This window comes from Actinoplanes sp. NPDC051851, from assembly GCF_040681165.1.
Lineage (GTDB): Bacteria > Actinomycetota > Actinomycetes > Mycobacteriales > Micromonosporaceae > Actinoplanes.
Genome location: NZ_JBFAYF010000001.1, coordinates 247,439 through 273,990 on the forward strand (window position 1 = coordinate 247,439; position 26,552 = coordinate 273,990).

Here is a 26,552-nt window from a genome sequence, read left to right on the forward strand (position 1 = left end):
CCGCGCACCCGAACAACGCGAGAAGGGCGGCGGGTGCACGCGATCAAGGGTGATCAGGGGCGGTGGGTGTGCACGATCCGCGACCGTGTGCTCGTGCAGCCGTCATAGGGGCGCCAGAACGACTCGGTCGGCCATTGTGGATTCCCGTCGCCCCGGCCCGGCCCGCCCCCGGCCCGGCCCGGCCCCGTCGGCCCGGTCCGGCCCGGTCCGGCCCGGCCCGGCATGATCGTGAGCCCGGACCGCCCCGTGGCGTCCACCAGACGATGGAAGATCACGAATCGATGTGGACCTTGGTGGGACGGCGCGTGGGGAGAGGGGCCACCCCAGGGAGCCGGATCGTCAGCCGAGGATGTCGCTGGTCCGCCAGACGGCGGCGCCGATCAGCACGGCCAGGATCAGGGCGCAACCGACGGCCTGCCGGATCGTCCGGTTCTTCGCGGTGCCCGCGTACGCCAGCACGGCGGCCGTGATCGCGCCGAACACCAGGCCGCCCACGTGACCGGCCTTCGAGATCTGCGACATGCTGAACGTGAAGATCAGGTTGACCACCAGCAGCGGGATCAGCTGTGTGACGTCCAGCTTGAGCCGCCGGTTCACCACGAACATCGCCGCCATCAGGCCGAACGTGGCCGTGGAGGCGCCGGCCGAAGCCTGGTTGGGCGCCTGGAAGACGTAGCACGCCACGTTGCCGCCGAGACCGGCGAGCAGGTAGAGCACGGTGAACCGGATCGGGCCGAGCACCGTCTCGAGATAGCGGCCCAGTTGCCAGAGCACCATCATGTTGAGCAGCAGGTGCACCACGCCGTAGTGCAGGAACATCGCGGTGAACAGGCGATACCACTCGCCCTCGGCGATGCCGTGCACGGAGTGGTCGGCGTAGTACGCCCAGCCGAGCACCTCGCCGGCGTCGGTCAGCGAGGTGCCGTTGCCGAGCAGGCCGAAGAAGCCGCCGGCCCCGGCGATCGCCTTCGGGCCGCCGAGGATCACCGAGGCGACCATCACCAGGACGTTGACCCCGATGATCGCCCTCGTCGCGTAACCGGCCCGGCCAGCGGCGAGGTTGCCACCGAATGCGGTGACGGCCTGCCGCTGGCCGCGCTGTCCCTCCCGGACGCAGTCGGGGCACTGATGGCCGACCGATGCGTCGTTCATGCAGGAGGTGCAGATGGGCCGTTCACAACGGCTGCACGAGAGCAGCGTCTCCCGTTCCGGATGGCGATAGCACACCGGGGACGTGGAAGGCGCCTCACTCATGCCGCAAGGTTACCCGGAGAGGTCAGGAGCGCTCGATGGTCACGCGCTCGATGACGACGTCCTCGCGGGGGCGGTCGCCCGGGCCGGTCGGGGTGGTCGCGATCGAGTCGACGACCTTCGCCGACTGCTCGTCCGAGACCTGGCCGAAGATGGTGTGCCGGCGGTTCAGGTGCGGGGTCGGGCCCACGGTGATGAAGAACTGCGAGCCGTTGGTGCCCGGCCCGGCGTTCGCCATCGCCAGCAGGTACGGCCGGTCGAAGGCGAGCTCCGGGTGGAACTCGTCGGCGAACTGGAAGCCGGGACCGCCGCGGCCGGTGCCGGTCGGGTCGCCCATCTGGACCATGAAGCCGGCGATCACACGGTGCGAGATGGTGCCGTCGTAGTACGGACCGCTGCCCGCCTGACCGGTACGCGGGTCGGTGTACTCCTTGGTCCCCTCGGCCAGCCCGACGAAGTTCTTCACCGTCGCCGGAGCGTGGTCCGGGAAGAGCTGAAGCCGGATCGGACCGTGGTTGGTGTGCAGGGTGGCGTAAATCGTCTCGGCCACGGGTACTCCCGTCTGCGTTGATTGGGAACGGTTGTCGTCACTTCGGATCCTCCCCCATGTGTCTGATCCGGCCGCGCGGGGGTACCGGAGAGGGCAACATGAGCTGGGCAAGCATGAGCCCGGAGAGCCACAGGAGGTGAGCACCGGTGTTCGCAACGATGCGCCGTCGGCGGCGGAACGCGAAGATGCGCGACGAGCTCGGCCAGAGTGTCGACCACTTCAAGCGCGCGGCGTCGATCGCCGCGAGCGAGACCAGCGCGACCGTGGGCCCGCGGATCAACGCGGCCAAGGACCGGGTCCAGCCGGCCGCCGAGAAGGCCAAGGATGCCGCGTCGAGCGGGTGGGACAGCGCGCTCGCGGCGCTGACCCCGTTGGTCGCGACGACCACGGAGAGCGTGATCCAGGCCGGCCGCAACGGCCGTGAGGCCACCCGGCGGCAGCTCAAGGCGGAGCGCAAGCAGGCCCGGAAGATGCAGCACCAGGCCGCGAAGCGGGCCGGGAGACTGCAGCGCAAGGCCGAGAAGGCGATCGGCCGCAAGCGGGGCGGCCGGGCCGGGAAGCTGGCCGGTTACGCGCTGCTCGGCACCGCGCTCGGCGTCGGCGCCGCGTACGTCGCCCGCCGCCGCACCCAGGCGCAGTGGGAGGAGTACGACGCCGCGCCCAACCCGCCGGTGGTCGGTGCGGACGACGCGGCCTTCGAGCCGCTGGAGCCGACCGTGTACACCACCGCCAACGGCACCGCCACCGACCAGGCCAACCAGGCCAGGCCGTCCGACAGCAGGTCGTCCGACAGCAGGCCGTCCGACAAGAAGTGACCGCCGGTACGGCGGCTTCCGGCTACCCGGCCTTGGCGGTGTCCAGGGCCGGGCCGGCCGGTATTCGGGAGAGCAGCCCGTCCGGCACGGTCGTGGGCCGGACACCGGGGTAGCCCAGCCGGGACAGCAGGTCCGGGCTCGCCAGCGGGTACCGGATCCCGGCGTCGGTGACCAGGTTCACCGTTCCGTGCTCGTCGGCCACCACCGCCCCGGCACCGCGCGGCACCACGACGCCGTCGCGCCCGACGGGGAACGCGGCGTTCACGCGTACGGTCGCAAACTCCGCGGAACGGGACACGCAGGCACTCGCCGGACCACCGACCAGCTGCGGAAACGGGGCCGGAAGGCCCGAGCCCGCCGGAAGGGCGGCGAGCCACGCGGCCGCTACCGGCCACGGAGCGTGCGCCGCGGCCGTCACCCGGTCGGACGACACCGGGTAGCGATGACCGGCATAGATCAGGGACGTCCGGCCGGCCGGATCGCGGGCCAGCAGACCGCCCGCCAGGGGCGTGCCACCGGACGGCGGGACGCCGACCAGCACCGTGCCCCGCGCGCCCGCGGTGCAGACCGACCAATCACCGGTGAGCAGGGCGCTCGCCGGCGGCAGCACGTCCGGGGCACCCGGAATACCGAGCGGCTCGCCCAGCGGCACCGCGGCGAGCTTGGCCGCCGGGACGATGCGGACCCGCGGATGCGCGCCGGTGGCGAGCAGCAGGCCGGAGACGTAGTTGGGCACCGGATGCAGGCGGTGGTCGGACTCCCGGAAGACGTAGAGCGCACCGGAGCCGCGGTCCAGCAGGATCGCGCCGGTATCCGTCGCCGAGGTGAACGCCATGCCGGTGACCAGGCCGTACGTCGCGGCGGCAGCGGCCAGCAGCGCGGCGATCAGCAGCCCGGTGATCGCCACCGCTGCGGGATGGCGCAGCGGCGGGCGCGGCGGATCGGCGTCGTGCGCGACCAGGGCGCCGGCCAGCCGCTCAGCGGTGAGCGCATCGGTCGACACCCATCGATAGTCTCACCGATGGGCGGGCGCCAGAGCCGACCGTTCCGGCGGAAGGCGCGATGGATGGACGGGCGTCAGAGCCAGCCGTTCCGGCGGAAGGCGCGATAGAGGACCACCGTGATGATCGAGAGGATGGCGATCAGGCCGGGGTAGCCGTACTGCCAGTGGGTCTCCGGCATGTACTCGAAGTTCATCCCGTAGACGCCGGCGGCGGCGGTCCAGACCGTGGCGATACCGGCCCACGCCGCGATCTTGCGCATGTCGTTGTTCTGGTCGACGGTGACCTGGGCGAGCCGGGCCTGCAGGATCGAGTTGAGCAGGTCATCGTAGGAGGAGACCTGCTCGACCGTACGCGTCAGGTGGTCCTGCACGTCGCGGAAGTAGCGCCGGATCTCCTTGGGCACCACGCCCTGGCTCGCGATGATCGCGGAGAGCGGGCGCTGCAGCGGGACGACCGCCCGGCGGAACTCCACGAGCTCCCGCTTCAGCTGGTAGACCTGCTGTATCGGCGCCGTCCGGTCCCGGGAGAAGACACCCTCCTCGATGATGTCGAGGTCGGCCTCGACCTGCTCGGCCACCTCCAGGTAGTTGTCCACCACCCGGTCGGTCACCGCGTACGCCACCGCCCACGAGCCCTGCTCCAGCAGGTTGGCCCGGCCCGACTCGAGGTCGGCGCGGACCGGGGTCATCTCGGAGGCGTCGCCGTGCCGGACGGTGATCACGAACCGCTCGCCGATGAAGATCATCATCTGACCGGTCTCGACCACCTGCGAGCTCTCGGTCAGCTCCTGGTGCGGCACGTAGCGCGCGGTCCGCAGCACCAGGAAGTGCACCGCGCCGAACTGCTCCAGCTTGGGCCGCTGCTCGGCCTTGACCGCGTCCTCCACGGCGAGCTCGTGCAGCCCGTACGTGTGCGCGATCGCCGCCATCTCCTTCTCGGAGGGCTCGTGCAGGCCCAGCCAGACGAACGCGCCATCGCGCCGGCCGGCCTCGGCGAGCGCCTGGTCCGGGGTGTACGCACCGGGCATCCGCTCGCCGTTCAGGTAGACGCCGCAGTCCACGACCGCGGTGCCGTCCTGCGACGCGGAGTCGTCCTGGCTGTCCGGGGCGAGGCGGAAACGGTTCATCGCCCGGGCCGCGGCCCACGCCTTCGACAGGGGCCGGCCGGCACTCCACGCGCCGTTTTCTCGCTCGCTCATACCCAACCTCCCCCGGTAGCCACCCGAGGCTACTTCGTCAGGCGGGTTACACGTCGGGTGGGCGCCCTAAGATCGGCGGGGGAACAGATCCGGCGCCCACCCGGCGGAGTGGGGCTCAGCGAGCCCGCCAGGGTGATGCCCCGGCGGGCTCGGCGGCAAACCTCGACGGCGAACTCAGCCGCGGACTTCTTCGATGGCCTCGGCGAGCCGGCGGACACCCTCGTCGATCTGGTCGACGGTGACCGCGGAGTACGCCAGGCGCACCGAGCTCCGGCCGCCCTCGAGCAGGAAGTCGCTGCCCTTGACGATGGCGACGCCCTTCTTCATGGCCACCGGGAAGAGCTTGTCCACATCGACGTCGGCGGGCAGGTCGACCCAGAGGAAGTACCCGCCGTCCGGCTCGGTGAAGGTGGCACCGGGGATGTGCTTGCGGATCGACTCGCCGAGGACCCGGGCACGCTCGCCGAGGGCGGTGCTGACCGTCTGGATGGCCTTGTCGATGTCGCCGGAGACACAGAACTGGTGCACGATCGCCTCGGAGACCATGCCGGGCGAGATGTAGAGGTTGGTCGCCTTCTTCGCGATCGCGTCGATCAGCGCGGCCGGGCCGACCAGGTAGCCGACGCGGACGCCGGGGCAGACCGTCTTGGTGAAGCTGGACGCGTGCACGACCAGGTTCTCGGTGTCCAGCGAGAGCATCGAGGGCAGCGCCTCGCCGCGGAACCGGATGTCCACGTACGGGTCGTCCTCGAAGATGAGGAACTCGAACTCGGCGGCCAGGGCGAGCAGCGCCCGGCGCTTCTCCTCGGAGAGCGTGAGGCCGGCCGGGTTCTGGTAGTTCGGGATGATGTGCGCCAGCTTCGGGCGGATCCCGGACTCCAGCAGCGCGCGCAGCTCGTCGACGTCGATGCCGTCCTGCTGCAGCGTGACCTGGTGCACCTTGGCGCCGAGGTTCTGCAGATTGAGCAGCGTGCGGTCGTAGGTGGGCTTCTCCACGATCACGTCGTCGCCGGGCTTGACCAGATGCCCGAAGAGGAACGCGTCGGCCTGCAGTGAGCCGTTGGTCACGATGACCTGGTCGGCGGAGACACCGTGCTTGTCGGCGATCCACTTGCGCAGCGGGAGGTATCCGACGGAGGTGCCGTAAGCGGTCACGCCGGCCGGGTCGGCGTCGAAGGCGCGCACCGCGGCGGCCTTCAGCCCCTCGACGTCGACGATGTCCAGCGACGGGGCCCCACGGGCGAACGAGATGAGCTGCTCAGCGGTCATACCCACCAGCTTACGAGCCGCCTCTATACCATTTTCTCATGGCCCGCTCTCAGCCGTCGGTACGTGAACGGCCGGTATCCTGCCGGGGCACATCGTCTTTCGCTCGGAAGGATCCACTCCAATGATCGGTCTGGTGCTCGCCGCCGGAGCCGGGCGTCGCCTGCGCCCGTACACGGACACGCTGCCAAAGGCCCTCGTCCCGGTCGACGGGGACACCACGATCATGGATATCTCGCTGCGCAACCTGGCCGCCGCCGGGCTGACCGACGTGACCATCGTCGTCGGCTACTGCGCGAACGCGGTCGAGGAGCGCAAGGAGCGCTTCGAGGAGAAGTACGGCGTCACGATCTCCCTGGTGCACAACGACAAGGCCGAGGAGTGGAACAACGCGTACTCGCTCTGGCTTGCCCGGGACTACTTCGACGCCGGCGTGCTGATGGTCAACGGGGACACCGTGCACCCGATCAGCGTGGAGAACACCCTGCTCGCGAACCGCGGCCCGAGCATCCTGCTCGCCGTGGACACGGTCAAGAAGCTGGCCGACGAGGAGATGAAGACCATCTTCAACGCGGACGGGCAGCTCACCAGCATCACCAAGCTGATGGATCCGGCGACCGCGTACGGCGAGTACATCGGCGCCAACATCATCGACTCCTCGGCCGCGTCCGCCCTGGCCGACGCGCTGAAGACGACCTGGGAGACCAACCCCGACCAGTACTACGAGGACGGCTTCCAAGTGTACGCGGACCGCGGTGGCGAGGTCCGCGCGGCCGAGATCGGCGAGGTCTCCTGGGTCGAGGTCGACAACCACGACGACCTGGCGAAGGCCCGGGAGATCGCATGCCGCTACTAGCCCGTAGCGTCCAGACCCCGCTGCACATCGAGGTGCGGCGGGGCGCGGTCGCGGACCTCGGCCGGATCCTGGCCGACGGGCGCATCTCGTCCGGCGGCGAGGTCGCCGTCGTGGTCGGCACGGGCATCGGCGAGCGGATCGTCGATCTGCTGCGCCCGTCGCTGCGCTCCGCCGACGTCTACGTGACCACCGGCGGCACCCTGGACTCCGCCCTGGAGCTCGCCGACAAGCTGCGCACCGGCCACTACGACGCGGTGGTGGGCATCGGCGGCGGTAAGACCGTGGACACCGCGAAGTACGCCGCCAGCCGCTGGGGTCTGCCGATGGTCTCGGTCGCCACCAGCCTGGCCAACGACGGCATCGCCTCGCCGGTGGCCAGCCTGGTCAACGACGGCATCAAGGGGTCGTACGGGGTGCACATCCCGTTCGGCGTCATCGTCGACCTGGACTTCGTGGAGAGCGGTCCGGACCGGGTCAACCGGGCCGGCATCGGCGACGTGGTCAGCAACATCAGCGCACTGGCCGACTGGGAGCTGGCCCGTGAGGTGCGCGGCGAGCCGGTCGACGGCCTCGCCGCCTCGCTGGCCCGGATGGGCGCCGAGGCGATGCTGACCATGCCCGGCGACATGTCCGACGACGCGTTCGTCACCGTGCTGGCCGAGTCGCTGATCTCCAGTGGGCTGGCGATGGCCGTCTGCGGCAGCAGCCGGCCCTCCAGCGGCGGGTGCCACGAGATCATGCACGCCATCGACTCGCTCTTCCCGGACACCGCCTCGCACGGCGAGCTGGCCGGTCTGGGCGCGCTCTTCTGCACCTTCCTCCGGGGCGATCAGCGCCGGCTGGTGCAGATGTCCGCCTGCCTGGCCCGGCACCGCCTGCCGCGCACGCCGGGGGACGTCGGCCTGGACGCCGACCAGTTCGCGCGGGCGGTGGAGTTCGCACCCCGGACGCGTCCCGACCGTTACACCATCCTGGAACACCTGGCGATGTCGCAGGACGAGATCCGGCAGAGACTCACCGAATATGAGAACGCCATTGCAGCCCACTGAGGGTCATCACATCCCGACCGCTGCCGAGTACTACGCGGTGAACCGTGGGGGCGGTCTCTTCAGCGAGGCCGTCAGCCAGCGGATCGGCTCGCGGATCTCGGTCTTCGCGTACAAGAACCGGCTCAGCCCCACCGTGCTGACCATCTTCAACCTCGGCCTGGGCTGCGCGGCCTCGTTCGTGGTGGTGGCGACCGCGGGCGCGGTCCAGGACGGCACGGTGTGGGGCCCGCTGATCGGCCTGGTCGCCCTGATCGGCTGGCAGTTGGCGTACGCGTTCGACTGCGCCGACGGTCAGCTCGCCCGGGTGACCGGACAGGCCAGCCCGGCGGGCGGCCGCCTCGACGTGCTCTGCGACGTCGCGGTGCAGTCCGCCCTGGTGGCGGCGTTGTCGGCGACCGCCAAGGCGCAGGAGCCGGACACCCCGGCCTGGCTGCTGGCCGCGTTCGCGGCGACCTGGATGGTCAACCTGGTCACCTCGGTGATGCAGTCCGGCAGCCAGGCGTCGAGCATGGTGACCAGCCGTTCCCCGCTGGTCCGCGCGATCAAGCTGGTCCGCGACTACGGCGCGGTGATCGCCCTGGCCGGCCTGATCCTGCTCGTCGCTCCCCAGTGGACGGTCTGGTTCGTCGCCCTCTTCACCCTGATCAACGGCGGCTTCCTCGCCGCCAGCATCGCCTTCACCGGCCGCGCCGCCCTCAAGGGCTGACCCCTCCCCGATCTTGGCAAGTCTCGCCCATCATTCCGGCCGGAACTTGCCAAGATCGAGGGGGAACGCGGGCTAGACGCGGATGGGGATGGCGGAGGAAGAGCCGAGGGTTTTGCCGGTGGCGTCCAGGGCCTCCGCCATCACGTACTCCGGGACCGTGGTGAGGGTGATCTCGGTCTCGAAGCCGGTGCGCTCCGCCTCGACCTTGTCAGCCAGGGCGCCGGGCTGGGAACCGGAGAGGATCCGCCACGTCGCGACGCCGGTGTGACCGTTCCAGCTGACGTCGACGAGGGTCTGCTCGCCCTCGACCCGGACGCCGAGCGCCGGCTGGTCCAGCGGCACACCGGCCCAGTCCGCCTTGTAGGCCCGGTACGACTGGTTGTCCAGCGGCAGGTGGCCGTCGAGGCGGACCGTCCCGTCCGCGGCGAACTCGGTGAAGTACGGCATCTGCCCCCAGCCGACGAACGACCCGCCGTCCGAGAGCTCGCGGAAGCAGCCCTGGGTCGGCGCCGAGAGCTTCTGCGGGTGGATGTACTCGGCCACGAACGTCGCGGTCTTCGCCGACTCGTCCAGCGTGAAGATCAGGCCGCGGGAGTACTCCTTCTCGGTGGTCACCCCGGCGCCGTTGTCGAAGACGCTGTAGCTGCCGTCCGAGCGCCGCCGGAAGTCGTGCTGCCAGGAGAACGCGGTCCGGTCGTCGACGGTGACGTCGGACTTCTTGCCGCCGATCCGCCAGAGCACCTCGCCGGTCGTCCGGTGGACCTTGTAGACGGTCCAGGTGTGCCGGGCCGAGAGGATCAGGTGGCCGTCGGTGTCCACGTCGACCGAGTTCGGGTGCAGGTAGTCGTAGGGCAGGTGGGCGGAGTCGCCGGTGGACAGGGGCGCGTACGACTCGTCGATCGAGACGTGCTCGCTGGACCGCCACTCGAAGACCTTCGCACCGGTCGCGATGTCGATCTCCAGGAGCAGCCCGTCGTGCAGTACCCCGTCGCTGGGGCCGCCCTTTCCGGAGAGGTCGTACGCGATCGGGTCGTACACCCAGAAGAGCGCGGTGTTCTTCTCGGTGATCACGAAGTCGTGCTGGTCGGCCTGCTCGCTGCTCGCCGCTCGCACCCGGGTGATCTCCCGGTACGACGAGTCCGCGATGACGAACTCGCCCTGGCCCACGCCCTGCCCGCCGGTACCCCCGATGGTCCCCTCCCACCAGGTCAGCACCGGTTTCCCCCGGTACTTCTGCACCTTGAAGTCGACGGCGACGGTGGCCGGGTCGGGCACCTTCTTGAACCAGATCGGCGAGCCGGCCTCGTCCACGATCAGCGGGCCGCGCAGCGTGGTGTTGAGGAACGGGGTCAGCAGGATCGAGCCGGGCACCGTGCCGTCCGCCGGCGTGGTGATGGTGACGTCCGGCAGGGTGTCGAGGTCGGGGCGGGAGCGGAATTTCCTCGCCACCGCGACGTCAGCGACGGATTTCTCCGATTCACCGGGAATGCGGCCGAGCGCATAACCGGCACCCCCACCGACCACGAGCGCGCCGGAACCGAGCAGAAGACCACGACGGGATATCACGTGCGCGAATGTTCCCCGCCGCGGTCAAGATTCACCTTGGCGTGCGCTGTGAATCCTTGACCATCTCCCGGTATACCCCGACAAGACGGTCAGTGAGCACATCCGGATGGAAGTGTCGCATATACCGCTCGCGGGCCGCCGTCGCCGCGACCGCCGCGCCGGCCCGGGCCACCGGCAGGGCCGCGGCCAGCGACTCCGCGTCCGGCCGCGCCAGCCAGCCGGCCGCAGCCGGCCCCTCGCCCACCATGTACGGAATCCCGCCGACCGCCGTGGCCAGCACCGCCCGCCCGGCCGACATCGCCTCCAGGATCACCGTCGGCAGCACGTCCTCCCAGGTCGGCGCCGCGATCACCACCGCCGAGGCGTGGCGCGCCGCGATCATCTGCGCCCGGTCCAGCGGGCCCAGGTAGGTCACGTCGCCCCGCTCGGCGGCGGCCCGCTCGGCGAGGGGGCGGAGCTCTCCGTCCCCGGCGATCCGCAGCGTGCCGTTCGCGCCGTCCGGGTGCCGTCGCCAGGCGTCCAGCAGGAGATCCAGCCCCTTCTCCGGGGAGAGCCGGGCGCCGTACAGGAAACCCTCCCCGAGCGGAGTCGGCGCACCCGGATCGGGCAGGCCGTTGGGTTTGATCACGATGCGCTCGGCCGGGATGCCGTAGTCGGTCAGGTGCGCGGCGATCTTGTCGGTGAGCGCGATGTAGCGGTCCACCGAGCGCCAGGTGGGCCGGTGCACGGCCAGCGTGGTGGCCATGATCGCGCTCTGCGCCGCGGAGCCCCGGTAGCACCGGTTCTTGACCGCCGGCCAGCCGACGAGCTTGCCACGGCAGTCGTGGCAGTTGTGGCCGTCCCGGAAGTAGAGCCCCGACGAGCAGACCTGCCGGTAGTTGTGCACGGTCTGCACCACCGGAACGCCGTGCTTGTGCGCCGTCCGGATCACCCAGGGGGAGAGCAGCGGGTAAGGGTTGTGCAGATGCAGCACATCCGGCTTTTCCGCCTTTATCAGCTTTTCTAGTTCCTTCTGCGCTTCGAGCCCATAGATCGGATAGATCGGCAGAAGGGCCTTGCCGAGCGGCGGCATGTCGCCGATCGAGTCCGAGCTCCGCTGAAACGGGACGACCTCGAGACCCGCAGCGCGGAGCTGCTCGATCTCGGTGTCGACGATGACGTTCTCACCGGAGGGGATCGCCTCGCGGTACCGGTTGTGCGCAACCACCACCTTCACGAGGTGAGCCTAATGGTCGCGGACTGCGGGGCTCGCTGCGCTCACTCCTCGCACGCGACAAACGCTACCGTGGACTGGTGCCCGAACTCCCCGAGGTCGAGGCGCTCGCGGCTTACCTGCGTGAGCGTGCGGTCGGCCACACCGTGCAGCGGCTCGAGGTGGCGTCGTTCGCCGCGCTCAAGACGTTCGACCCCGCCCCGTCCGCGATGACCGGCCTGCCGGTCTCCGGCGCCGGGCGACACGGCAAGTTCCTCGACATCGGCATCGGCCCCGAGGTGCACCTGGTCGTGCACCTGGCCCGGGCCGGCTGGCTGCACTACCGGGACGCCTTCAAGTCGCCGGCGCCGCTCAAGCCGGGCAGCGGGCCGATCGCGATCCGGATGCGGCTCGACGACGGCTCCGGGTTCGACCTGACCGAGGCGGGCACCCAGAAGTCGCTGGCGGCGTACCTGGTCCGCGACCCGGCGACCGAGGTGCCCGGCGTCTCCCGGCTCGGCCCGGACGCGCTCGCCGTCTCCCGCGACGAGTTCGCCGACCGGCTGAAGACCAGGAACGGACAGGTCAAGGGCGTGCTCACCGATCAGGAGGTGATCGCCGGGATCGGCAACGCGTACTCCGACGAGATCCTGCACGTGGCCAAGCTCTCCCCGTTCGCCCTCACCGGGAAGCTCACCGACGACCAGGTGACCGCGTTGTACGAGGCGATGCGCGAAGTGGAGACCGACGCCGTGCAACGGTCCGTCGGACAGAGGGCGGCGACGCTGAAAGGGGAGAAACGGGCCGGGATGCGGGTACACGCACGAACCGGCCTTCCCTGCCCCGTTTGCGGCGACACCGTGCGAGAGGTGTCGTTCGCCGACAAGAGCCTGCAATACTGCCCGACCTGCCAGACCGGCGGGAAGCCGCTCGCCGATCGCCGTCTGTCGAAGCTGGTGCGGTAATCATCGCCACCGATCAATCACGGAACGTACACACTGGGATTGCTACCACAACGTCACCTACGTTCCTGAGGATCCATCGGTATAGTGGCCCGGTCCCTGGACACCGTTGTGACGCGAACGGGTATCGGCGGACCCGCCGACGGTCGCGAGGTCGTGGCGGTGCGTAATCTTTTTCCGGATGCGGGAGGACGTAGGCGAAGTGACGACTAGCCTGCATCGCCCAACGACCGACAGCAGCCGGAGCACGCCCGTGCGGTATGAGAGCTTCGAGTGGCAGGAGCAACAACCACCGCCACCGAACAACGGTGTTCCCCGCTCCGCGTGGACCCGTCAGCACCGCAGGCTTTCCCGTTGGCACCGGCCGTACACGTTCGTTCTGGTGATCCTCGACATCCTCTCCACGCTCGCGGCGAGCTCCATCGCCGACGCGTTCCTGGAGAAGTCGCGGAGCGGCTTCCTGGACAAGTCCTGGCTCTTCCTGCAGGGGCCGGAACTCTTCAGCTTCTTCGCCTACGTGGTTCTGCCTCTCGGCTGGCTGCTCCTGCTCTGGTCCAACGGCACCTATGACCGACGCTACCTGGGGCTGGGTAGCGAGGAGTTCAAGCGAGTCGTGCGTACCTCGGTCACCGTGGTCGCCGCCGTCTCGCTGCTCGCCTTCGCCACCAAGACCGGCCTCTCCCGGGGCACGGTCGCCGCGGTGTCGCTCAGCGCCCTTCTCTTCATCCTCTTCTGCCGGGTGGTCGCCCGTCAGGTGCTGCACCTGGCCCGGGCGCGTACCGGCCACGGCGCACACCGGATGGTCCTGGTCGGCACGCTGCCGGAGGCCCTCGAGGTCTACACGGCGGTCACCCGCAGCCCGGCCGCCGGCCTGATCCCGGTCGCCATCCACCTCACCGACGGCTTCTCGGCCGCCCGGGGCATCGAGACGCCCGTGCCGGTCTACGCAGGTCGCGACGTGCTCTCGCTGGTCCGCGAGGTGGGTGCGGACACCATCGCGGTCTGCGGTTCGGCCAGCGCCGAGCCCGGCGAGCTGCGCCGTCTGGCCTGGCAGCTGGAGGGCACCGGCGTCGACCTGGTGGTCGCGCCGCAGCTCACCGACATCGCCGGCCCGCGCGTGCACATCCGGCCGATCGAGGGCCTGCCGCTCCTGCACGTCGAGGAGCCCACCCTCTCCGGTCCCGGCTGGCTCACCAAGAACCTGCTGGACCGGGTCGCCGCGGGCATCGGCCTGGCGCTGATCAGCCCGATCCTGGCGGTCATCGCGCTCGGCATCCGCCTCTCCGACCCCGGCCCGGTCTTCTTCCGGCAGACCCGGGTCGGTCACGACGGGCGTACGTTCAAGGTCTGGAAGTTCCGGACCATGTATGTCGACGCCGAGGAGCGCAAGGCCACGCTGGAGGAGCTCAACGAGTCCGACGGCATGCTCTTCAAGATGAAGCACGACCCGCGCATCTTCGCCTTCGGCCAGAAGCTGCGCGCGACGTCGCTCGACGAGCTGCCCCAGCTGATCAACGTGCTCAAGGGCGAGATGTCGCTGGTCGGCCCACGTCCCCTCCCCGCCGACGACGGCGACTACCTGGGCGACGTCCGCCGCCGCCTGCTCGTCCGCCCCGGCATCACCGGCCTGTGGCAGGTCTCCGGCCGCTCCGACCTCTCCTGGGACGAGGCGGTCCGGCTCGACCTCTACTACGTCGACAACTGGTCCCTCACCTACGACCTCTCGATCCTCTGGCGCACGATCTGGGTCGTCCTCAAGCGCAAGGGCGCCTACTGACCGTTTCTCACCCCACCGACGGCCTGCGACTGCTCCCCGGTCGCAGGCCGTTTTTCCTGTCGTAGCGGGGTGGCGACTTCAGACCGCTGCTCCCGCCGAGGGCCCCTGCGGGTCCCGCTGGCCGCTGGCGCGTCCAGGACGCGGGACCCTCCGGGGCGGCGTGCGTGAGTGGTCGCGCCCCACGCGAGGTCCGTGCGTGGCTCAGGCCGTTGCGCGCCGCGAGGTTCTGGCTGGTGCTGAGGGGTGGCTCGCTCCGCTCGACACACCCCTCAGCACCAGCCAAGACCGGGAGCGCGCTACGGCCGTGACGGGGGACGGTCTCGCGGGGCCGGGCTGGGGCGTGGCGGAAAAGGCGGGGACGCGACAGGATCGGGGCCGTGGTGGGGCAGGTGGGGAGTGTGCTGGCCGTCGTGGCCGTGCTGGCGGCGCTCGGTGGGGCGGTCGCGGCGGTGCTGCGCCTGCGGGCGCGGCGCGGGATCGCCACCACGATGCAGCGGGCCACCTACGAGGTGCTGCACACCGCGTCGCTGGCCGCGGAGCCGCTGCGAGCCGGGCTCACCCCGGCCACCGCGGCCAAGGCAGCCCGGCATCTGCGGACGCTGGTGGGTGCGATCGGTCTGGCCATTGCGGACGGTGAGCGGTGTCTCGCGTACGACGGGAGGGGCGGGCACCACGCGGAACAGGTGACCGCCGCGGCGCACCGTGCCCTACGGACGCGTCGATCCGTCGTACTCAATAGTGTTGATCTTGGTTGTGATCGGGTGGACTGTCCCGTTCGCGGTGCGGTGGTGGCGCCGCTGCCCGGGCCGGACGGTGCGGCGCAGGCGGTGCTGGTCGCAGTCGCCGACGATCAACCCGCACCGGGGCTGGTGCAGGCCACACTGGAGGCCGCGCGCTGGGCCGGATCGCAGCTGGCGCTCGCCGAGCTGGACTCCTCGCGGGAACGACTGGCACGCGCCGAGGTCCGGGCGCTGCGGGCACAGATCAGCCCGCACTTCATCTACAACGCGCTCACCGCGATCGCCTCGTTCGTCCGCACCGACCCGGAACGGGCCCGCGAGCTGATCCTGGAGTTCGCCGAGTTCACCCGGTACTCGTTCCGGGCGCACGGCGAGTTCACCACACTCGCCGAGGAGCTGCGCTCGATCGACCGGTACCTCACCATCGAACGGGCCCGCTTCGGCGACCGCCTGCAGGTCCGGTTGCAGATCGCGCCGGAGGTACTGCCGGTCGGGCTGCCCTTCCTCTGCCTGCAGCCGCTGGTGGAGAACGCGGTCCGGCACGGGCTGTCACGCAAGCCCGGCGTCGGTATGGTGAGCATCGAAGCTCGTGACGCGGGTGCCGAATGTCACATCACCGTCGAGGACGACGGGGTCGGCATGGACCCCGCGGTCTTCGGACCCGCCATCCGGGAGAGCACGGACGGCGAGGACGGGCAGCATGTCGGCCTGGTCAATGTGGACGAGCGGCTACGGTCGGTCTTCGGCGACCATCACGGACTGGTCGTGGAGACCGCGCCCGGCGCGGGGACGAAAGTGAGCATGCGGGTGCCGAAGTTCCATCCTCAGGTCCGCGCATGACGCTCGTCGTGCTCGCGGTCGACGACGAGCCTCCCGCCCTGGACGAGCTGGCCTACCTGCTGAACGCGGACGGCCGGGTGGCGCACGTGCACCGGGCCGGCGACGCGACCGAGGCGCTGCGGGTACTCCGGGACACCGAGGTCGACGCGGTCTTCCTGGACGTCCGGATGCCCGGGCTGGACGGGATGGAGCTGGCCCGCATCCTGCGCCGGTTCGCCCATCCGCCGGCGATCGTCTTCGTGACCGCGTACGACGACGGCGCGGTGGACGCGTTCGACCTGGGTGTGACCGATTACGTCCGCAAACCGGTCCGCGCCGAACGGCTCGGCGAGTCGCTGCGCCGGGTCGCCGGGTCGCGCTCGGCCCCGGTACCCGCGGCGCCCGCGGACGAGCCGGCCATCCCGGTCGAGCTGGCCGGCACCACCCGGATGCTGCCCCGCTCGTCGGTGCGCTGGGTCGAGGCACAGGGTGACTACGCCCGGCTGCACACCGCGGACGCCTCACACCTGGTCCGGGTCTCGCTGGCCACGCTCGCCGAGCGCTGGGCGAATGCCGGTTTCGTCCGGATCCACCGCTCCTACCTGGTCCAGTTGCGCCTGGTCACCGAGCTGCGGCTGACCGGTTCCGGGTACGTCGTGGCGGTGGACGGCGTCGAGCTCCCGGTCTCCCGCCGGCACACGAGGGAGCTGAAGGACCGTCTGATCCGCGCCGCCAAGCACGATTGGACCCGTTAATCCACACGCTTATCCACAGGCCCACAGCTTTCTCCACAGAGTTATCCACAGGCTCGCCCCACCCTCGGCTGGTCTTCAGGGGTGCATCGCGGGCCTTGACGCACCCCCGAGGACCAGCCAGGAGCGGGACGCGCGGTGCCTGCCGGAGCGGGCACGGGCGTCGCGCGGGATCGACCCGGGCCGAGCGGCGCGGGCGGGGTGTGGGTCAACCGGTGAGCGTGGTGGCGGTGCGGATGACCAGGCCGACGCCGAGTACCACGATCACCAGCGCGCTGATGACCGGCAGCGACTGAAGGACACGCTGGGAACGGGCGGTGCGGAAACGCTCCGGGACCACGGCACGCTGCCGGACCTGGACCAGCAGGACACCGATCGTGACCAGGACCGCGGCGAGACCGACACTGAACGAGACGATCAGCAGGAGGCCTACGGCTACCTGACCGAGACCGATCGCCAGGATCATCACGCCGAGAGCCTCGGGGCAGGGCACGAGACCACCCGAGACACCCATCGCGATGACCGATCCCAACCCATTCCGCCCCGCCCCATGCTCATGGCCGGGAGAGCCGTGCGCATGGCCGGGAGAGCCGTGCGCATGCCCAGCGGGGCCGTGGTCATGGCTGGGGCCGTGGTCATGATCGGCGGGGCCGTGCGAATGGGAGTGCGAGCCGTGGGAGTGAGCGCCCGCACCAGCGTGGGCATGGGCGTGGGAGTGGGAGTGGGAGTGGGCGTGGGAGTGGGCGTGGGAGTGGGCGAGAGACAGAGCCGGTGTTCGTGACCAGGGCAGGACCGCGCGACGCTGCCACAGCAGGCGCAGGCCGAGGCCGAGGACGAGCAGGCCGGAGATCGCCTCCAGGGTCGGGACCAGGACCTGCGGCAGGGCGTAGTGGCTGGCCAGCAACGCCGTGACGCCGATCAGGATCACCGACGCGGTGTGCGCGGTGGTGACCGAGGCGCCGAGCACCAGCGCGTCCCGGATCCGGCCGCCGGTGCCGACCAGGTACGCCGCCATCATCGTCTTGCCGTGGCCGGGGGTCAGGGCGTGGAACGCGCCGAGCGCCGCCGCCAGCCCGATCGCCAGCACGACGATCCAGACCGAATGTGCCGGGTTCCGGAGCAGTTCGAGCAGGTGCTCGACGCTCCAGTCGCTGCTCGCGTCGCTGTCCGGTTCCGACGCCGCAACCGGTGCGGCACTCGCGAGCCCGGTGACCGTGAACGACGTGGAGACCCGGCGCTGTTCCTCGTCCCGGTCCTGCGTGGCGACGGTGATCGGCGACCGCTTGGCGGGCAACACGGCGACCTCGTAGCGCGGCTTCTCCGGCACGAAGTCGTTGCGGTAGTAGAGCGTGTGTGTGCCGGTGGCGGCCGCGGCGGGCACGGTCAGCGTGATCCGCAGGACGCCGTACCCGGCCACGCTCTGGGCGTACTCCGGAATCTCGAGCTCGGGCGTGCCGGTCAGCGCGACCACCGCGTCGTCGATGCGCAGGGTCAACTTCGCCAAGACCTTCTTCGCGTACGCCTGACCCTCCGCATCGTCGAAGCTCTTGTTCCCGTCGGTGTCCAGGGCCTTGATGAACGAGGGCGCGACCAGGGCACCGACCGACATCTTGACCTCGACGGTGACCTGCCCCGGGGTGAGCGTGAGGTAGGTCGTCTGCCAGGAGATGTCGAGCGGATGCGCGGACGCCGGGCCGGATGGCAGCAGGATGAGGATCACCGCAACGAAGGGCGCCAGAAGCCAGGCTGACGCCCTTCGCACGCGGCCTAGGGCCGTGGTCGTCATCCGGTGATCAAGGCTCCGTAGTCGTTCTCCGGGTCACGGTAGATCCCGTGGATGTGGTTCGCCGGAGCACCGCCCAGCGCCTGCGGCGAGTACTCGACGATCACCCGCGGGCCGGTGACCCGGAAGTACGAGCGGCCGACGTTGGTGGTCGGGCCGTACCAGACGAAGTAGGTCTGGTCGAGGGTCGCCTCGAGCTCGGCCAGCCGGGCCGCCCCGTCCTCCGCGTTCGCCAGGTCGCCGTAGTCGCTGACCAGGGTGAACAGCAGCGCCTTCTGCGCGGTGGTGAGCGAGCTGCCGGGGATGCCCTCGTAGAGCGGCGCCCGGTCGTCCTCGCCCGGCCCGTAGAGCAGGTCGATGTAGGTGCTGCCCGCCACCGCGGTCGCCTTCTGCGCGGTGGTCAGCGAGCTGAGCAGCGCGTACGCGTCGGTCCAGATGTCGCCGAGCGGCTTCACCGTGGTGCTGCCGGAGGTGTAGCTGGCCGGCTGGGCGCCGATGAAGCTCGGGTAGAGCGCCAGTTCACTGCCGGAGACCGTGGCGTTGACCGTCACGTGGTGGCCACCCCACTGCCACTGCCACGGCGTGCTCGACGACGGGCTGCCGATCAGCGCGACCCAGTAGTACTCCTGGCCGTACCCGCTGCCGGAGAGCAGGTCGTCGGCGGCCCACTCGGCGCGGACCCGGTTGTACCCCTCGGTGCTCAGGGTGACCTGCATCAGCGCCAGCCACGCGGTCTGCTGGGCGGTCGTCAGGTCGCCCCACATCAGGCCGTCCCGCGTGTACAGGCCCTCCGGGAGGTTCGACCAGCGGGTCTTCTGGGTGGTGTTGGACCAGTCGAAGAGCACGTCCGCCTTCTGAGCGGTGGTGAGCGTGGCGAGGAACGCGTTCGCGGCGGCGACGATCGCGGGTCCGGTGTCGTCGGCCGCTGCGGCGGGTCCGGTGCCGACGACGGTGGCACCGGTGACCCCGAGGGCTACGGAAGCCACCGCGGCCAGGACTTTTCTGCGGATGCTGGTTCTCACTTGCCGACTCCTGTGATGAGGGGACGGGACGTTAGTCATTGATCAGCGCCAATATTGTCAACGACTTTGCTGAGGATATTGGTAACCATCACAGTGATGGCTATGAATGTCCTGTGAGTTTCGAGAGGTCTTCTGCACAGTTCGTTCACAACTCCGCCGCCAGCCCTCCGCACCGGATCTTTAGGCTGCTGGCGACGGAGGGAGCGGGCATGGAGACGACCCGACAGCGGCGGATTCTCGTCGTCGAGGACGAGCGGGCGATCGCCGACGCGGTGGCCGCCCGGCTGCGTGCCGAGGGATTCCTGGTGCAGGTCGTCGGCGACGGGCCGGGCGCGGTCGAAGCGGCCCGCCGGACACCCCCGGACGCGATCGTGCTGGACCTGATGCTCCCCGGCTTCGACGGCCTCGAGGTGTGCCGCCGGATCCAGGCCGAGCACCCGGTGCCGATCCTGATGCTCACCGCCCGCGGCGACGAGACGGATCAGCTGGTCGGGCTCGCCGTCGGCGCCGACGACTACATGGCCAAGCCGTTCTCGATGCGGGTGCTGGCCGCCCGGGTGCACGCGCTGCTGCGCCGGGTGGACAAGATGGACAGGGCGCCCGAGACGACGAGGCCGACGATCCGGCTCGGCGACCTGGAGATCAACCAGGCGGAGCGGCGGGTGCTTCGCGCCGGGGTCGAGGCGCACCTCACCCCGACCGAATTCGATCTGCTGGTGCACCTGGCCGGGCGGCCGCGCACGGTCCTGCCCCGGGAGCGGCTGCTCGCCGACGTCTGGGGCTGGGCCGACGCCTCCGGCACCCGGACCGTGGACAGCCACATCAAGGGCCTGCGCCGCAAGCTCGGTGCCGACCTGATCCGGACCATCCACGGCGTCGGCTACGCCCTGGAGGCCGACCGCAAGCATGAGGCCGACCGCGGGAATGAGGCCGGCCGATGATGGAGCCGATCGAGCGGATGACGGCCTGGCTGCCCCGTCCCCTCGATCCGATCCGGTCGATCAAGGCGAAGCTCTCGCTGGCCCTCGGCTTCGCCGGCGGCGTCGGCCTGCTGGTCTTCCTCTGGAGCATCGACTACTACCGGGTCGACGTGGTCTGGATCGCCATCGCCGCCGCGCTCGGCCTGGTGACGCTGCAGGTCATGGCGCACGGCGCGACCATCCCGCTGCGGGAGATGACGGTCGCCGCCCGCGCGATGGCCCGGGGCGACTACAGCCGCCGGATCAGCACCCGTTCCCGGGACGAGGTGGGCGAGCTCGCCGCGGCCTTCAACCAGATGGCCGCGGACCTGGCGGCCGAGGAGCGGCAGCGGCGCGAGCTGATCGCCAACGTCTCGCACGAGTTGCGTACGCCGATCACCGCACTCCAGGGCCTGCTGGAGAACATCGTCGACGGCGTGGCCGAGGCCGAACCCGCCACGATGAGCACCGCGCTGGCGCAGACCCAGCGGCTCAGCCGGCTCGTCACCGACCTGCTCGACCTGTCCCGGCTGGACGCCGGTGTGGTGCCGATGCGGCGTGAGCTGATCGACGTGACGGCGTTCCTGGCCGAGGTGGCCCGGGAGGCGGCGGTGACCGCGGACGGCATCGGCCACCGGGTGACGTTCGCGGTCAGCGCCCCGGAACTGGTGCTCCCCGGCGACCGGGAAAGGCTGCACCAGGTCTTCGCGAACCTGCTGGACAACGCGGCCCGGCACAGCCCGCCCGGCGGCGTCGTCACGGTCCGCGCCGAGCGCCGCGACGAGCGGGTCCTCTTCGCCGTGACCGACCAGGGCGCCGGCATCCCGGCCGCCGAGCGGGAACGGGTCTTCGAACGCTTCACCCGGGGCGAGCGCGCCACCGGCGGCGGCACCGGTCTCGGCCTGGCCATCGCCCGCTGGGTGGTCCGGCTGCACGACGGCACCATCGCCGTGGTCGACCCCGACGGCGGCCCGAGCGGCTGCCACATCCACGTGCACCTCCCGCTCTAAATCTCGAGAGGAACCGACATGTCCTCGGCACCCCCAGCTCTCTCGCCGGAACAAAAGGGGTATATCCCCCGTGGGCCGGTGCAGGGCCCGCCGCCGCCGTTGACCGTTCTCGGTCACTCCTGGCCCGGTCCGGGACGTCCGGCGCCGACCGCCGCGCTCGTCGCGATCCCGGCCGCCGCGGTGGTCGCGGCGCTCGGCCTGCCGCTCGACCGGGCCGGCCTCGGCTGGCTGGTCACCGCACTGGCCGCCACGATCGCCCTGATCGTGGCGGCCGCGGGCCGGAAGCGGAGCGCGGTGCCGCCACTGGTCCCGCCTCCGGCCGCGCGAGCACACCGCGATCGCTTCTTCTGGAGTACGGCCACCGTCGCGCTCCTCGCCGTCGGCACGTTCCGGTCGGCGGAGTGGCTCTTCGCGCTCTGCGTCCTGACCGCGACCCTGACCGGCGTGCTGGCGATCGGCCCGGGACGGTCCCTGCGAGCGGCCGCCGCCACCTACCTGCTGGCCCCGTTCGCCACCCTGCGGGCGCTGCCCTGGCTGACCCGTGGCCTGAACCGGGTCCGCGAGTCCCGGCGCGGCGGCACCCCGGTCCGGGTGATCGCCACCGCCGCCGTCTCGGTCGCGCTGCTGATCGTCTTCGGACTGCTCTTCGCCTCGGCCGACGCGGCGTTCGCCCAGCTCTTCACCGGTCTGCTGCCGGATCTCCGCCCCGACGTGGTGGTCCGCTGGGTCTTCGTGGCCGGGGTGACCACCGCACTCCTGGGCGGCGCCGCCTTCCTCCGCGCCGCGCCGCCCGAGCTGAGTTCGCTGGACGAGACCCGGGGCCGCCCGGTCCGGCGGCTGGAGTGGGCCGTACCCCTGGGGCTCCTGGTCCTGCTCTTCACGGTCTTCGTCGGGGTCCAGCTCACCGTCCTCTTCGGTGGCGAACAGCACGTCCTGAAGACCGCCGGGCTGACCTACGCCGAGTACGCCCGTGGCGGCTTCTGGCAGCTCTGCTTCGTCACCGGCCTGGTCCTGGTGGTGCTCGCCGGCGCGGCCCGCTGGGCGCCCCGCGAGTCGGCCGGCGACCGGCGCGCCCTCCGGCTGATCCTCGGTGCGCTGACCGTGCTCACCCTGGTCGTCGTGGCGTCGGCGATGCAGCGGATGTCGGTCTACACGCAGACGTACGGGCTGACCCGGATGCGACTGCTGGTGGCGCTCTGCGAGGGCTGGTTCGGGCTGGTGCTGCTGCTGGTGCTCGGCGCCGGCCTGCGGATCCGGGCGCCGTGGCTGCCCCGGGTGGCGATCGCGGCCGGAGTCCTGGCCCTGCTCGGGCTGGCCGGGGCGAACCCGGACGCGATGATCGCCCGTGACCAGGTGAGCCGCCCGGCCGACCGGCTCGACCTCGGATACCTGAGCACGCTCTCCCCGGACGCGGCGCCGGAGATCGCGACGATCGCCGATCCGGCCGACCGGGCCTGCGTGCTCACCGCGATCGGCCAGGCGATGGAGGCCGACGACTGGCGCGGCTGGAACCTGGGCCGGCGCACCGCCCGCGAGGTGATCGCGGAGCACGCCAAGATCAGTTCCGGTCAATGCGACGACCGGTATTGACATTCCCGTACGGGCGGCGAGACTGCCGGACATGGCCGACGAACCGCGTATCCGGGTGGTGCTGGCCGAGGTCGCCGCCCGGCGCGGTCCGGCCGACCCGGCCCGGACCGACCTCGCCGAGCAGACCCCGGTCGGCGAGGCGCTGGTCAAGGGCCTGGTCCGGGCGCAGCTCGCGCTCGCACTCCGGCTCTCACTGGTGGTGGTGACCGGCCTCGGGGCGCTGCCGCTGCTCTTCACGGTGGCGCCCGCGGTCGGCACGGTCACGGTCTTCGGGATGCACCTGCCGTGGCTGCTGCTCGGCGTGCTCTCCTTCCCGTTCCTGGTCCTGGTCGGCGCCGCCTACGTGCACTGGGCCGAGCGCAACGAGCAGGACTTCGCCGCCGTCATCCGGCGACCCGGGCAATGAACCCGTACCTGGTCCCCGGCCTGGTCGTGGTCATCCTGGTCACCGTGGCGATCGGGGTGTACGGCCTCCGTTTCGCCCGGACCACATCGGACTTCCTGGTCGCGTCCCGCTCGATCAGCCCGTCCTGGAACGCCGCCGCGATCAGCGGCGAGTACCTCTCGGCCGCGTCCTTCCTGGGCGTCGCCGGGCTGATCCTCCGGTACGGCGTCGAGGTCCTCTGGTACCCGGTCGGTTTCGCGGCCGGGTACCTCGCCCTGCTGCTCTTCGTCGCCGCACCGCTGCGACGCTCCGGCGCGTTCACCCTGCCGGACTTCTGCGAGATACGCCTGCGCTCGTCCCGGCTGCGCCGGCTGGCCACCGTGTTCGTGCTCTTCATCGGCTGTCTCTACCTGTTGCCGCAGCTCCAGGGCGCCGGGCTGACCTTCGCCACGGTGACCGGGGGTTCGTACCGCTGGGGCGCGCTGCTGATCGGCGCGGTGGTGACGGCGAACGTGGCGCTCGGCGGGATGCGGGCGATCACCTTCGTGCAGGCGTTCCAGTACTGGCTGAAGCTCACCGCCCTCGCCGTACCGATCCTCTTCCTGATCCTGCAGTGGCAGGCCGACGGGCGACCGCAGGTGACGCCGCCGGGCGGGGCCGTCTTCCCGGCCGCGACCACGGTGACCGTGCAGCGGGACGCGGTCCTGGACGGCGTACGCCCGGTCGAGGCGGGCGAGACGCTGCACTTCGCGGCGGGTGAGCGGGTGCCGCGGGTGAGCACCGTGGACGCCCGGTTCGGCGCGGACTGGCTGCTGCCCGGCCACGACTCGGGGCTCTTCGGGACGTACTCGCTGATCCTGGCCACCTTCCTGGGCACCATGGGACTGCCGCACGTGCTGGTCCGCTTCTACACGAACCCGGACGGCGCCTCGGCCCGGCGGACCACCCTCGTCGTGCTCGCCATGGTCGGGCTCTTCTACCTGCTGCCCACGCTGTACGGCGTCCTCGGCCGGATCTACACGCCCCAGCTGCTGATGACCGGGCGTACCGACGCGGTGGTGCTGCTGCTCCCGGAGGCGGCGCTGGGCGGCGGTCACCTGGGACGGCTGCTCGGGGCGCTGGTCACCGCGGGTGCGCTGGCCGCCTTCCTCTCCACCTCGTCCGGCCTGCTGACCAGCGTCGCCGGGGTGATCTTCACGGACGTGCTGCGCCCCGGGCGGGCCGGCTCGGTCCGGGACTTCCGGCTGGCCACGGTGCTGGCGGCGGCCGTACCGGTGGTGCTGGCCCTCGATCTGTCCGAGATGGACGTCTCCCGGGTGGTGGGGCTGGCCTTCGCTGTCGCGGCGTCCAGCTTCTGCCCGCTGCTGGTGCTGGGCATCTGGTGGCGCCGCCTCACCGACGTCGGCGCGACCGCCGGGATCATCGCCGGTGGCGGCGCCGCGATGGCGTCGGTGCTGGTCACGGTCCTGGGTCCGCCCCTGCCCGGCGCCCTGGCCCCGCTCGTCGCCCAGCCCGCGGCCTGGACCGTGCCGCTCGCCTTCCTGGTCATGGTGATCGGCTCGCTGGTCACCAGCCGTCGCGTCCCGCCCGACGTGGGCGCGACGATGCTGCGGCTACACGCTCCCGAGTCGCTGCGCATTTAAGGATCTTTAAGGTACGGTCCCCGGCCTCTTAAGGAACACGGCCCGTAGACCCCGGCATGAGACCACGGAGAAGCTACCGGCGGCCCGGCACCGGGTTCAGCGGGCGCAACCGGAAGATCATGATCGGGGCGGTCGTCGCGGCGCTGGCCGGTGGGGCGCTGGCGGTCGGCACCGGGATGAGCAACGCGTCGACCACCTGCGACGGGCTGGATCGGTCGCTCCAGGAGACGCTGGACTTCATGGCGGATCAGCGGGCGCACCCGAACGCGCAGACCGACGCCGTACTCGCGAACCGGCAGGCCGTGGTCGACCTGATCAACCTGCAGCGACGGCAGGCCGGGTGCACCGGCGAGGTCGCGGCCCCGGCGACCACCGCACCCACCACGACACCGGCGACCACCGCACCGACCGCGACGGCCACCGCGACCGCCGCGCCGACCACGAGCGCGACGAGCAGCGCGGCGGGCAACGGCGACGCGTCGGGGACCGGAGCCGGCGAGGTGGTCTGCAAGGGCTCCACCGTCACCCTCTCCGGCGAGGCGGGTGAGCCGTTCGCGTCCAGTGGGACGTTCCCCCTCGGGACCGTGCTGAAGGTGACGAACCTGGACAACGGCAAGAGCATCACGGTCACCGTGCAGACCACCTCCGGCAGCTGCGTGCTGCTCAATAACGCGGCCTTCGAGGAGGTCCGCGAGCCGGGCAAGTTCCTCATCCGGCGGGCCGTGATCGAGCGAGTCGGCTGAGTCCCCGCCGACGAAGAGCCGAGCCAGGACCACCGGACCGGGTGCCCCGCGATGTCTGGCGGGATCGCGGGACACCCGGATCACGGTGACAATGCTGGCTCCCGACCTGGCCTACGGTTAAGTTCGGGGCCATGACGGTGCCGGCGCAACGCTCGGGCGAGCCGGCCGCGGCCATGTCGCTGCGCGGTCTCGTCAAGCATTTCGATACCAAGCTCGCGGTCTCCCAGGTCAGTCTGGAGGTGCCGGCCGGGTCCTTCTTCGGGCTGCTCGGCCCCAACGGCGCCGGCAAGACCACCACCCTCTCCATGGCGGTGGGCCTGCTGCGGCCCGACGCCGGTCAGGCCGTTCTTCTCTCGTACGACGTCTGGCAGGCCCCCGCTGCGGCGAAGGCCCTGGTCGGCGTGCTCCCCGACGGCGCCCGGATGTTCGACCGGCTGAGCGGCCCGGAGTTGCTCGGGTACCACGGCCTGCTCCGTGGGATGCCGCCCGAGGTGGTCGACCAGCGTGCCCGGGATCTGCTCGACGTGCTGGAGCTCGGCGTCGGCAACCGCACCCTGGTGGTGGACTACTCGGCCGGGATGAAGAAGAAGATCGGGCTGGCCTGCGCGCTGCTGCACGCCCCGCGCCTGCTGGTGCTGGACGAGCCGTTCGAGGCGGTCGACCCGGTCTCCGCGGCGCTGATCCGCGACATCCTTGCGCGGTACGTCGCCGGCGGCGGCACCGTGGTCTTCTCCAGCCACGTGCTGGAGGTGGTCGAACGGCTCTGCTCACACGTGGCGATCATGTCGGACGGCGTGCTGCGGATGCACGGCACGCTGGCCGAGGTCCGCGGCGAGCGTGCGCTGCAGGACGTGTTCGTGCAGGTGGTGGGCGGCCGGGTGGCGACCGGTTCGGAGCTGGCGTGGCTCTGACCC

Annotated in this window: 24 protein-coding genes; 15 read left to right on the forward strand and 9 right to left on the reverse strand. The window is 70.9% G+C overall.

Annotation, left to right across the window (positions count from 1 at the left end):
- Positions 1-339: 339 nt before the first annotated feature.
- Positions 340-1,254: a rhomboid family intramembrane serine protease gene (locus AB0M08_RS01170; protein WP_364486409.1), complete on the reverse strand. Its 915-nt coding sequence runs from the start codon at positions 1,252-1,254 to the stop codon at positions 340-342.
- 22 nt (positions 1,255-1,276) lie between these two features.
- A complete protein-coding gene (locus AB0M08_RS01175; protein ID WP_364486412.1) occupies positions 1,277-1,801 on the reverse strand; it encodes a peptidylprolyl isomerase in 525 nt (174 codons plus the stop codon).
- A gap of 146 nt (positions 1,802-1,947) precedes the next feature.
- Between AB0M08_RS01175 and AB0M08_RS01180 the strand changes: the two genes are divergently transcribed.
- On the forward strand, positions 1,948-2,616 hold the full coding sequence (locus AB0M08_RS01180) for a hypothetical protein (RefSeq protein ID WP_364486415.1): 669 nt from the start codon (positions 1,948-1,950) through the stop codon (positions 2,614-2,616).
- A 22-nt stretch (positions 2,617-2,638) separates the two neighbouring features.
- Here AB0M08_RS01180 and AB0M08_RS01185 read toward each other — a convergent pair whose 3' ends face one another.
- The 3 genes from AB0M08_RS01185 to AB0M08_RS01195 form a co-directional block, all read right to left on the reverse strand.
- Positions 2,639-3,619: a type VII secretion protein EccB gene (locus AB0M08_RS01185; protein ID WP_364486418.1), complete on the reverse strand. Its 981-nt coding sequence runs from the start codon at positions 3,617-3,619 to the stop codon at positions 2,639-2,641.
- Between the two features lie 74 nt (positions 3,620-3,693).
- Positions 3,694-4,818: a magnesium and cobalt transport protein CorA gene (locus AB0M08_RS01190; RefSeq protein WP_364486421.1), complete on the reverse strand. Its 1,125-nt coding sequence runs from the start codon at positions 4,816-4,818 to the stop codon at positions 3,694-3,696.
- Between the two features lie 174 nt (positions 4,819-4,992).
- Complete coding sequence (locus AB0M08_RS01195) at positions 4,993-6,087, reverse strand: PLP-dependent aminotransferase family protein (protein ID WP_364486423.1); 1,095 nt, start codon at positions 6,085-6,087, stop codon at positions 4,993-4,995.
- Between the two features lie 121 nt (positions 6,088-6,208).
- Between AB0M08_RS01195 and AB0M08_RS01200 the strand changes: the two genes are divergently transcribed.
- From AB0M08_RS01200 to AB0M08_RS01210, 3 genes are read left to right on the forward strand one after another with little or no spacing between them, the layout of a single operon-like run.
- Entirely contained in the window at positions 6,209-6,940 is a 732-nt protein-coding gene (locus tag AB0M08_RS01200; RefSeq protein ID WP_364486426.1) for a phosphocholine cytidylyltransferase family protein, read from the forward strand.
- Complete coding sequence (locus AB0M08_RS01205; protein ID WP_364486429.1) at positions 6,928-7,989, forward strand: iron-containing alcohol dehydrogenase family protein; 1,062 nt, start codon at positions 6,928-6,930, stop codon at positions 7,987-7,989. Before AB0M08_RS01200 ends, AB0M08_RS01205 begins: the two co-directional genes overlap by 13 nt.
- The gene (locus AB0M08_RS01210) at positions 7,964-8,695 is read left to right on the forward strand and encodes a CDP-alcohol phosphatidyltransferase family protein (protein WP_364486432.1); all 732 of its coding nucleotides are present in this window, start codon (positions 7,964-7,966) and stop codon (positions 8,693-8,695) included. Before AB0M08_RS01205 ends, AB0M08_RS01210 begins: the two co-directional genes overlap by 26 nt.
- A 72-nt stretch (positions 8,696-8,767) precedes the next feature.
- On the opposite strand, the gene AB0M08_RS01215 is transcribed toward AB0M08_RS01210, so the two are convergent.
- Positions 8,768-10,261, reverse strand: coding sequence for an arylsulfotransferase family protein (locus tag AB0M08_RS01215; protein ID WP_364486435.1), 1,494 nt, complete (start codon positions 10,259-10,261; stop codon positions 8,768-8,770).
- A gap of 31 nt (positions 10,262-10,292) precedes the next feature.
- The gene (locus AB0M08_RS01220) at positions 10,293-11,477 is read right to left on the reverse strand and encodes a glycosyltransferase family 4 protein (protein ID WP_364486438.1); all 1,185 of its coding nucleotides are present in this window, start codon (positions 11,475-11,477) and stop codon (positions 10,293-10,295) included.
- A gap of 77 nt (positions 11,478-11,554) precedes the next feature.
- Between AB0M08_RS01220 and AB0M08_RS01225 the strand changes: the two genes are divergently transcribed.
- The 4 genes from AB0M08_RS01225 (at position 11,555) to AB0M08_RS01240 (ending at position 16,506) form a co-directional block, all read left to right on the forward strand.
- The gene (locus tag AB0M08_RS01225; RefSeq protein WP_364486440.1) at positions 11,555-12,418 is read left to right on the forward strand and encodes a DNA-formamidopyrimidine glycosylase family protein; all 864 of its coding nucleotides are present in this window, start codon (positions 11,555-11,557) and stop codon (positions 12,416-12,418) included.
- A gap of 178 nt (positions 12,419-12,596) precedes the next feature.
- Entirely contained in the window at positions 12,597-14,192 is a 1,596-nt protein-coding gene (locus AB0M08_RS01230) for a sugar transferase (RefSeq protein WP_364486443.1), read from the forward strand.
- A 377-nt stretch (positions 14,193-14,569) separates the two neighbouring features.
- Positions 14,570-15,772: a histidine kinase gene (locus tag AB0M08_RS01235; protein ID WP_364486446.1), complete on the forward strand. Its 1,203-nt coding sequence runs from the start codon at positions 14,570-14,572 to the stop codon at positions 15,770-15,772.
- Positions 15,769-16,506, forward strand: coding sequence for a LytTR family DNA-binding domain-containing protein (locus AB0M08_RS01240; protein WP_364486449.1), 738 nt, complete (start codon positions 15,769-15,771; stop codon positions 16,504-16,506). The genes AB0M08_RS01235 and AB0M08_RS01240 overlap by 4 nt, the downstream gene beginning before the upstream one ends.
- Before the next feature lie 205 nt (positions 16,507-16,711).
- On the opposite strand, the gene AB0M08_RS01245 is transcribed toward AB0M08_RS01240, so the two are convergent.
- Positions 16,712-18,223, reverse strand: a complete 1,512-nt coding sequence (locus AB0M08_RS01245; protein ID WP_364486452.1) for a hypothetical protein — start codon at positions 18,221-18,223, stop codon at positions 16,712-16,714.
- Between the two features lie 62 nt (positions 18,224-18,285).
- Positions 18,286-19,308, reverse strand: coding sequence for a DUF3500 domain-containing protein (locus tag AB0M08_RS01250; protein WP_364486455.1), 1,023 nt, complete (start codon positions 19,306-19,308; stop codon positions 18,286-18,288).
- 209 nt (positions 19,309-19,517) lie between these two features.
- Between AB0M08_RS01250 and AB0M08_RS01255 the strand changes: the two genes are divergently transcribed.
- The 7 genes from AB0M08_RS01255 (at position 19,518) to AB0M08_RS01285 (ending at position 26,549) form a co-directional block, all read left to right on the forward strand.
- Positions 19,518-20,249: a response regulator transcription factor gene (locus AB0M08_RS01255; RefSeq protein WP_364486458.1), complete on the forward strand. Its 732-nt coding sequence runs from the start codon at positions 19,518-19,520 to the stop codon at positions 20,247-20,249.
- Positions 20,246-21,277, forward strand: coding sequence for an ATP-binding protein (locus AB0M08_RS01260; protein ID WP_364486461.1), 1,032 nt, complete (start codon positions 20,246-20,248; stop codon positions 21,275-21,277). Before AB0M08_RS01255 ends, AB0M08_RS01260 begins: the two co-directional genes overlap by 4 nt.
- 78 nt (positions 21,278-21,355) lie before the next feature.
- Positions 21,356-22,867: a DUF4173 domain-containing protein gene (locus tag AB0M08_RS01265; RefSeq protein WP_364486464.1), complete on the forward strand. Its 1,512-nt coding sequence runs from the start codon at positions 21,356-21,358 to the stop codon at positions 22,865-22,867.
- A 31-nt stretch (positions 22,868-22,898) separates the two neighbouring features.
- Entirely contained in the window at positions 22,899-23,273 is a 375-nt protein-coding gene (locus AB0M08_RS01270) for a hypothetical protein (protein WP_364486467.1), read from the forward strand.
- Positions 23,270-24,895, forward strand: coding sequence for a cation acetate symporter (locus AB0M08_RS01275; RefSeq protein ID WP_364486470.1), 1,626 nt, complete (start codon positions 23,270-23,272; stop codon positions 24,893-24,895). Before AB0M08_RS01270 ends, AB0M08_RS01275 begins: the two co-directional genes overlap by 4 nt.
- Before the next feature lie 56 nt (positions 24,896-24,951).
- Positions 24,952-25,638 carry a hypothetical protein gene (locus tag AB0M08_RS01280; protein WP_364486472.1) on the forward strand — a complete coding sequence of 229 codons (687 nt, stop codon included), beginning with the start codon at positions 24,952-24,954 and terminating at the stop codon, positions 25,636-25,638.
- Between the two features lie 131 nt (positions 25,639-25,769).
- Positions 25,770-26,549 (forward strand): ABC transporter ATP-binding protein, encoded by a 780-nt coding sequence (locus AB0M08_RS01285; RefSeq protein WP_364486475.1) that lies wholly within the window; start codon positions 25,770-25,772, stop codon positions 26,547-26,549.
- Positions 26,550-26,552 lie beyond the last annotated feature (3 nt).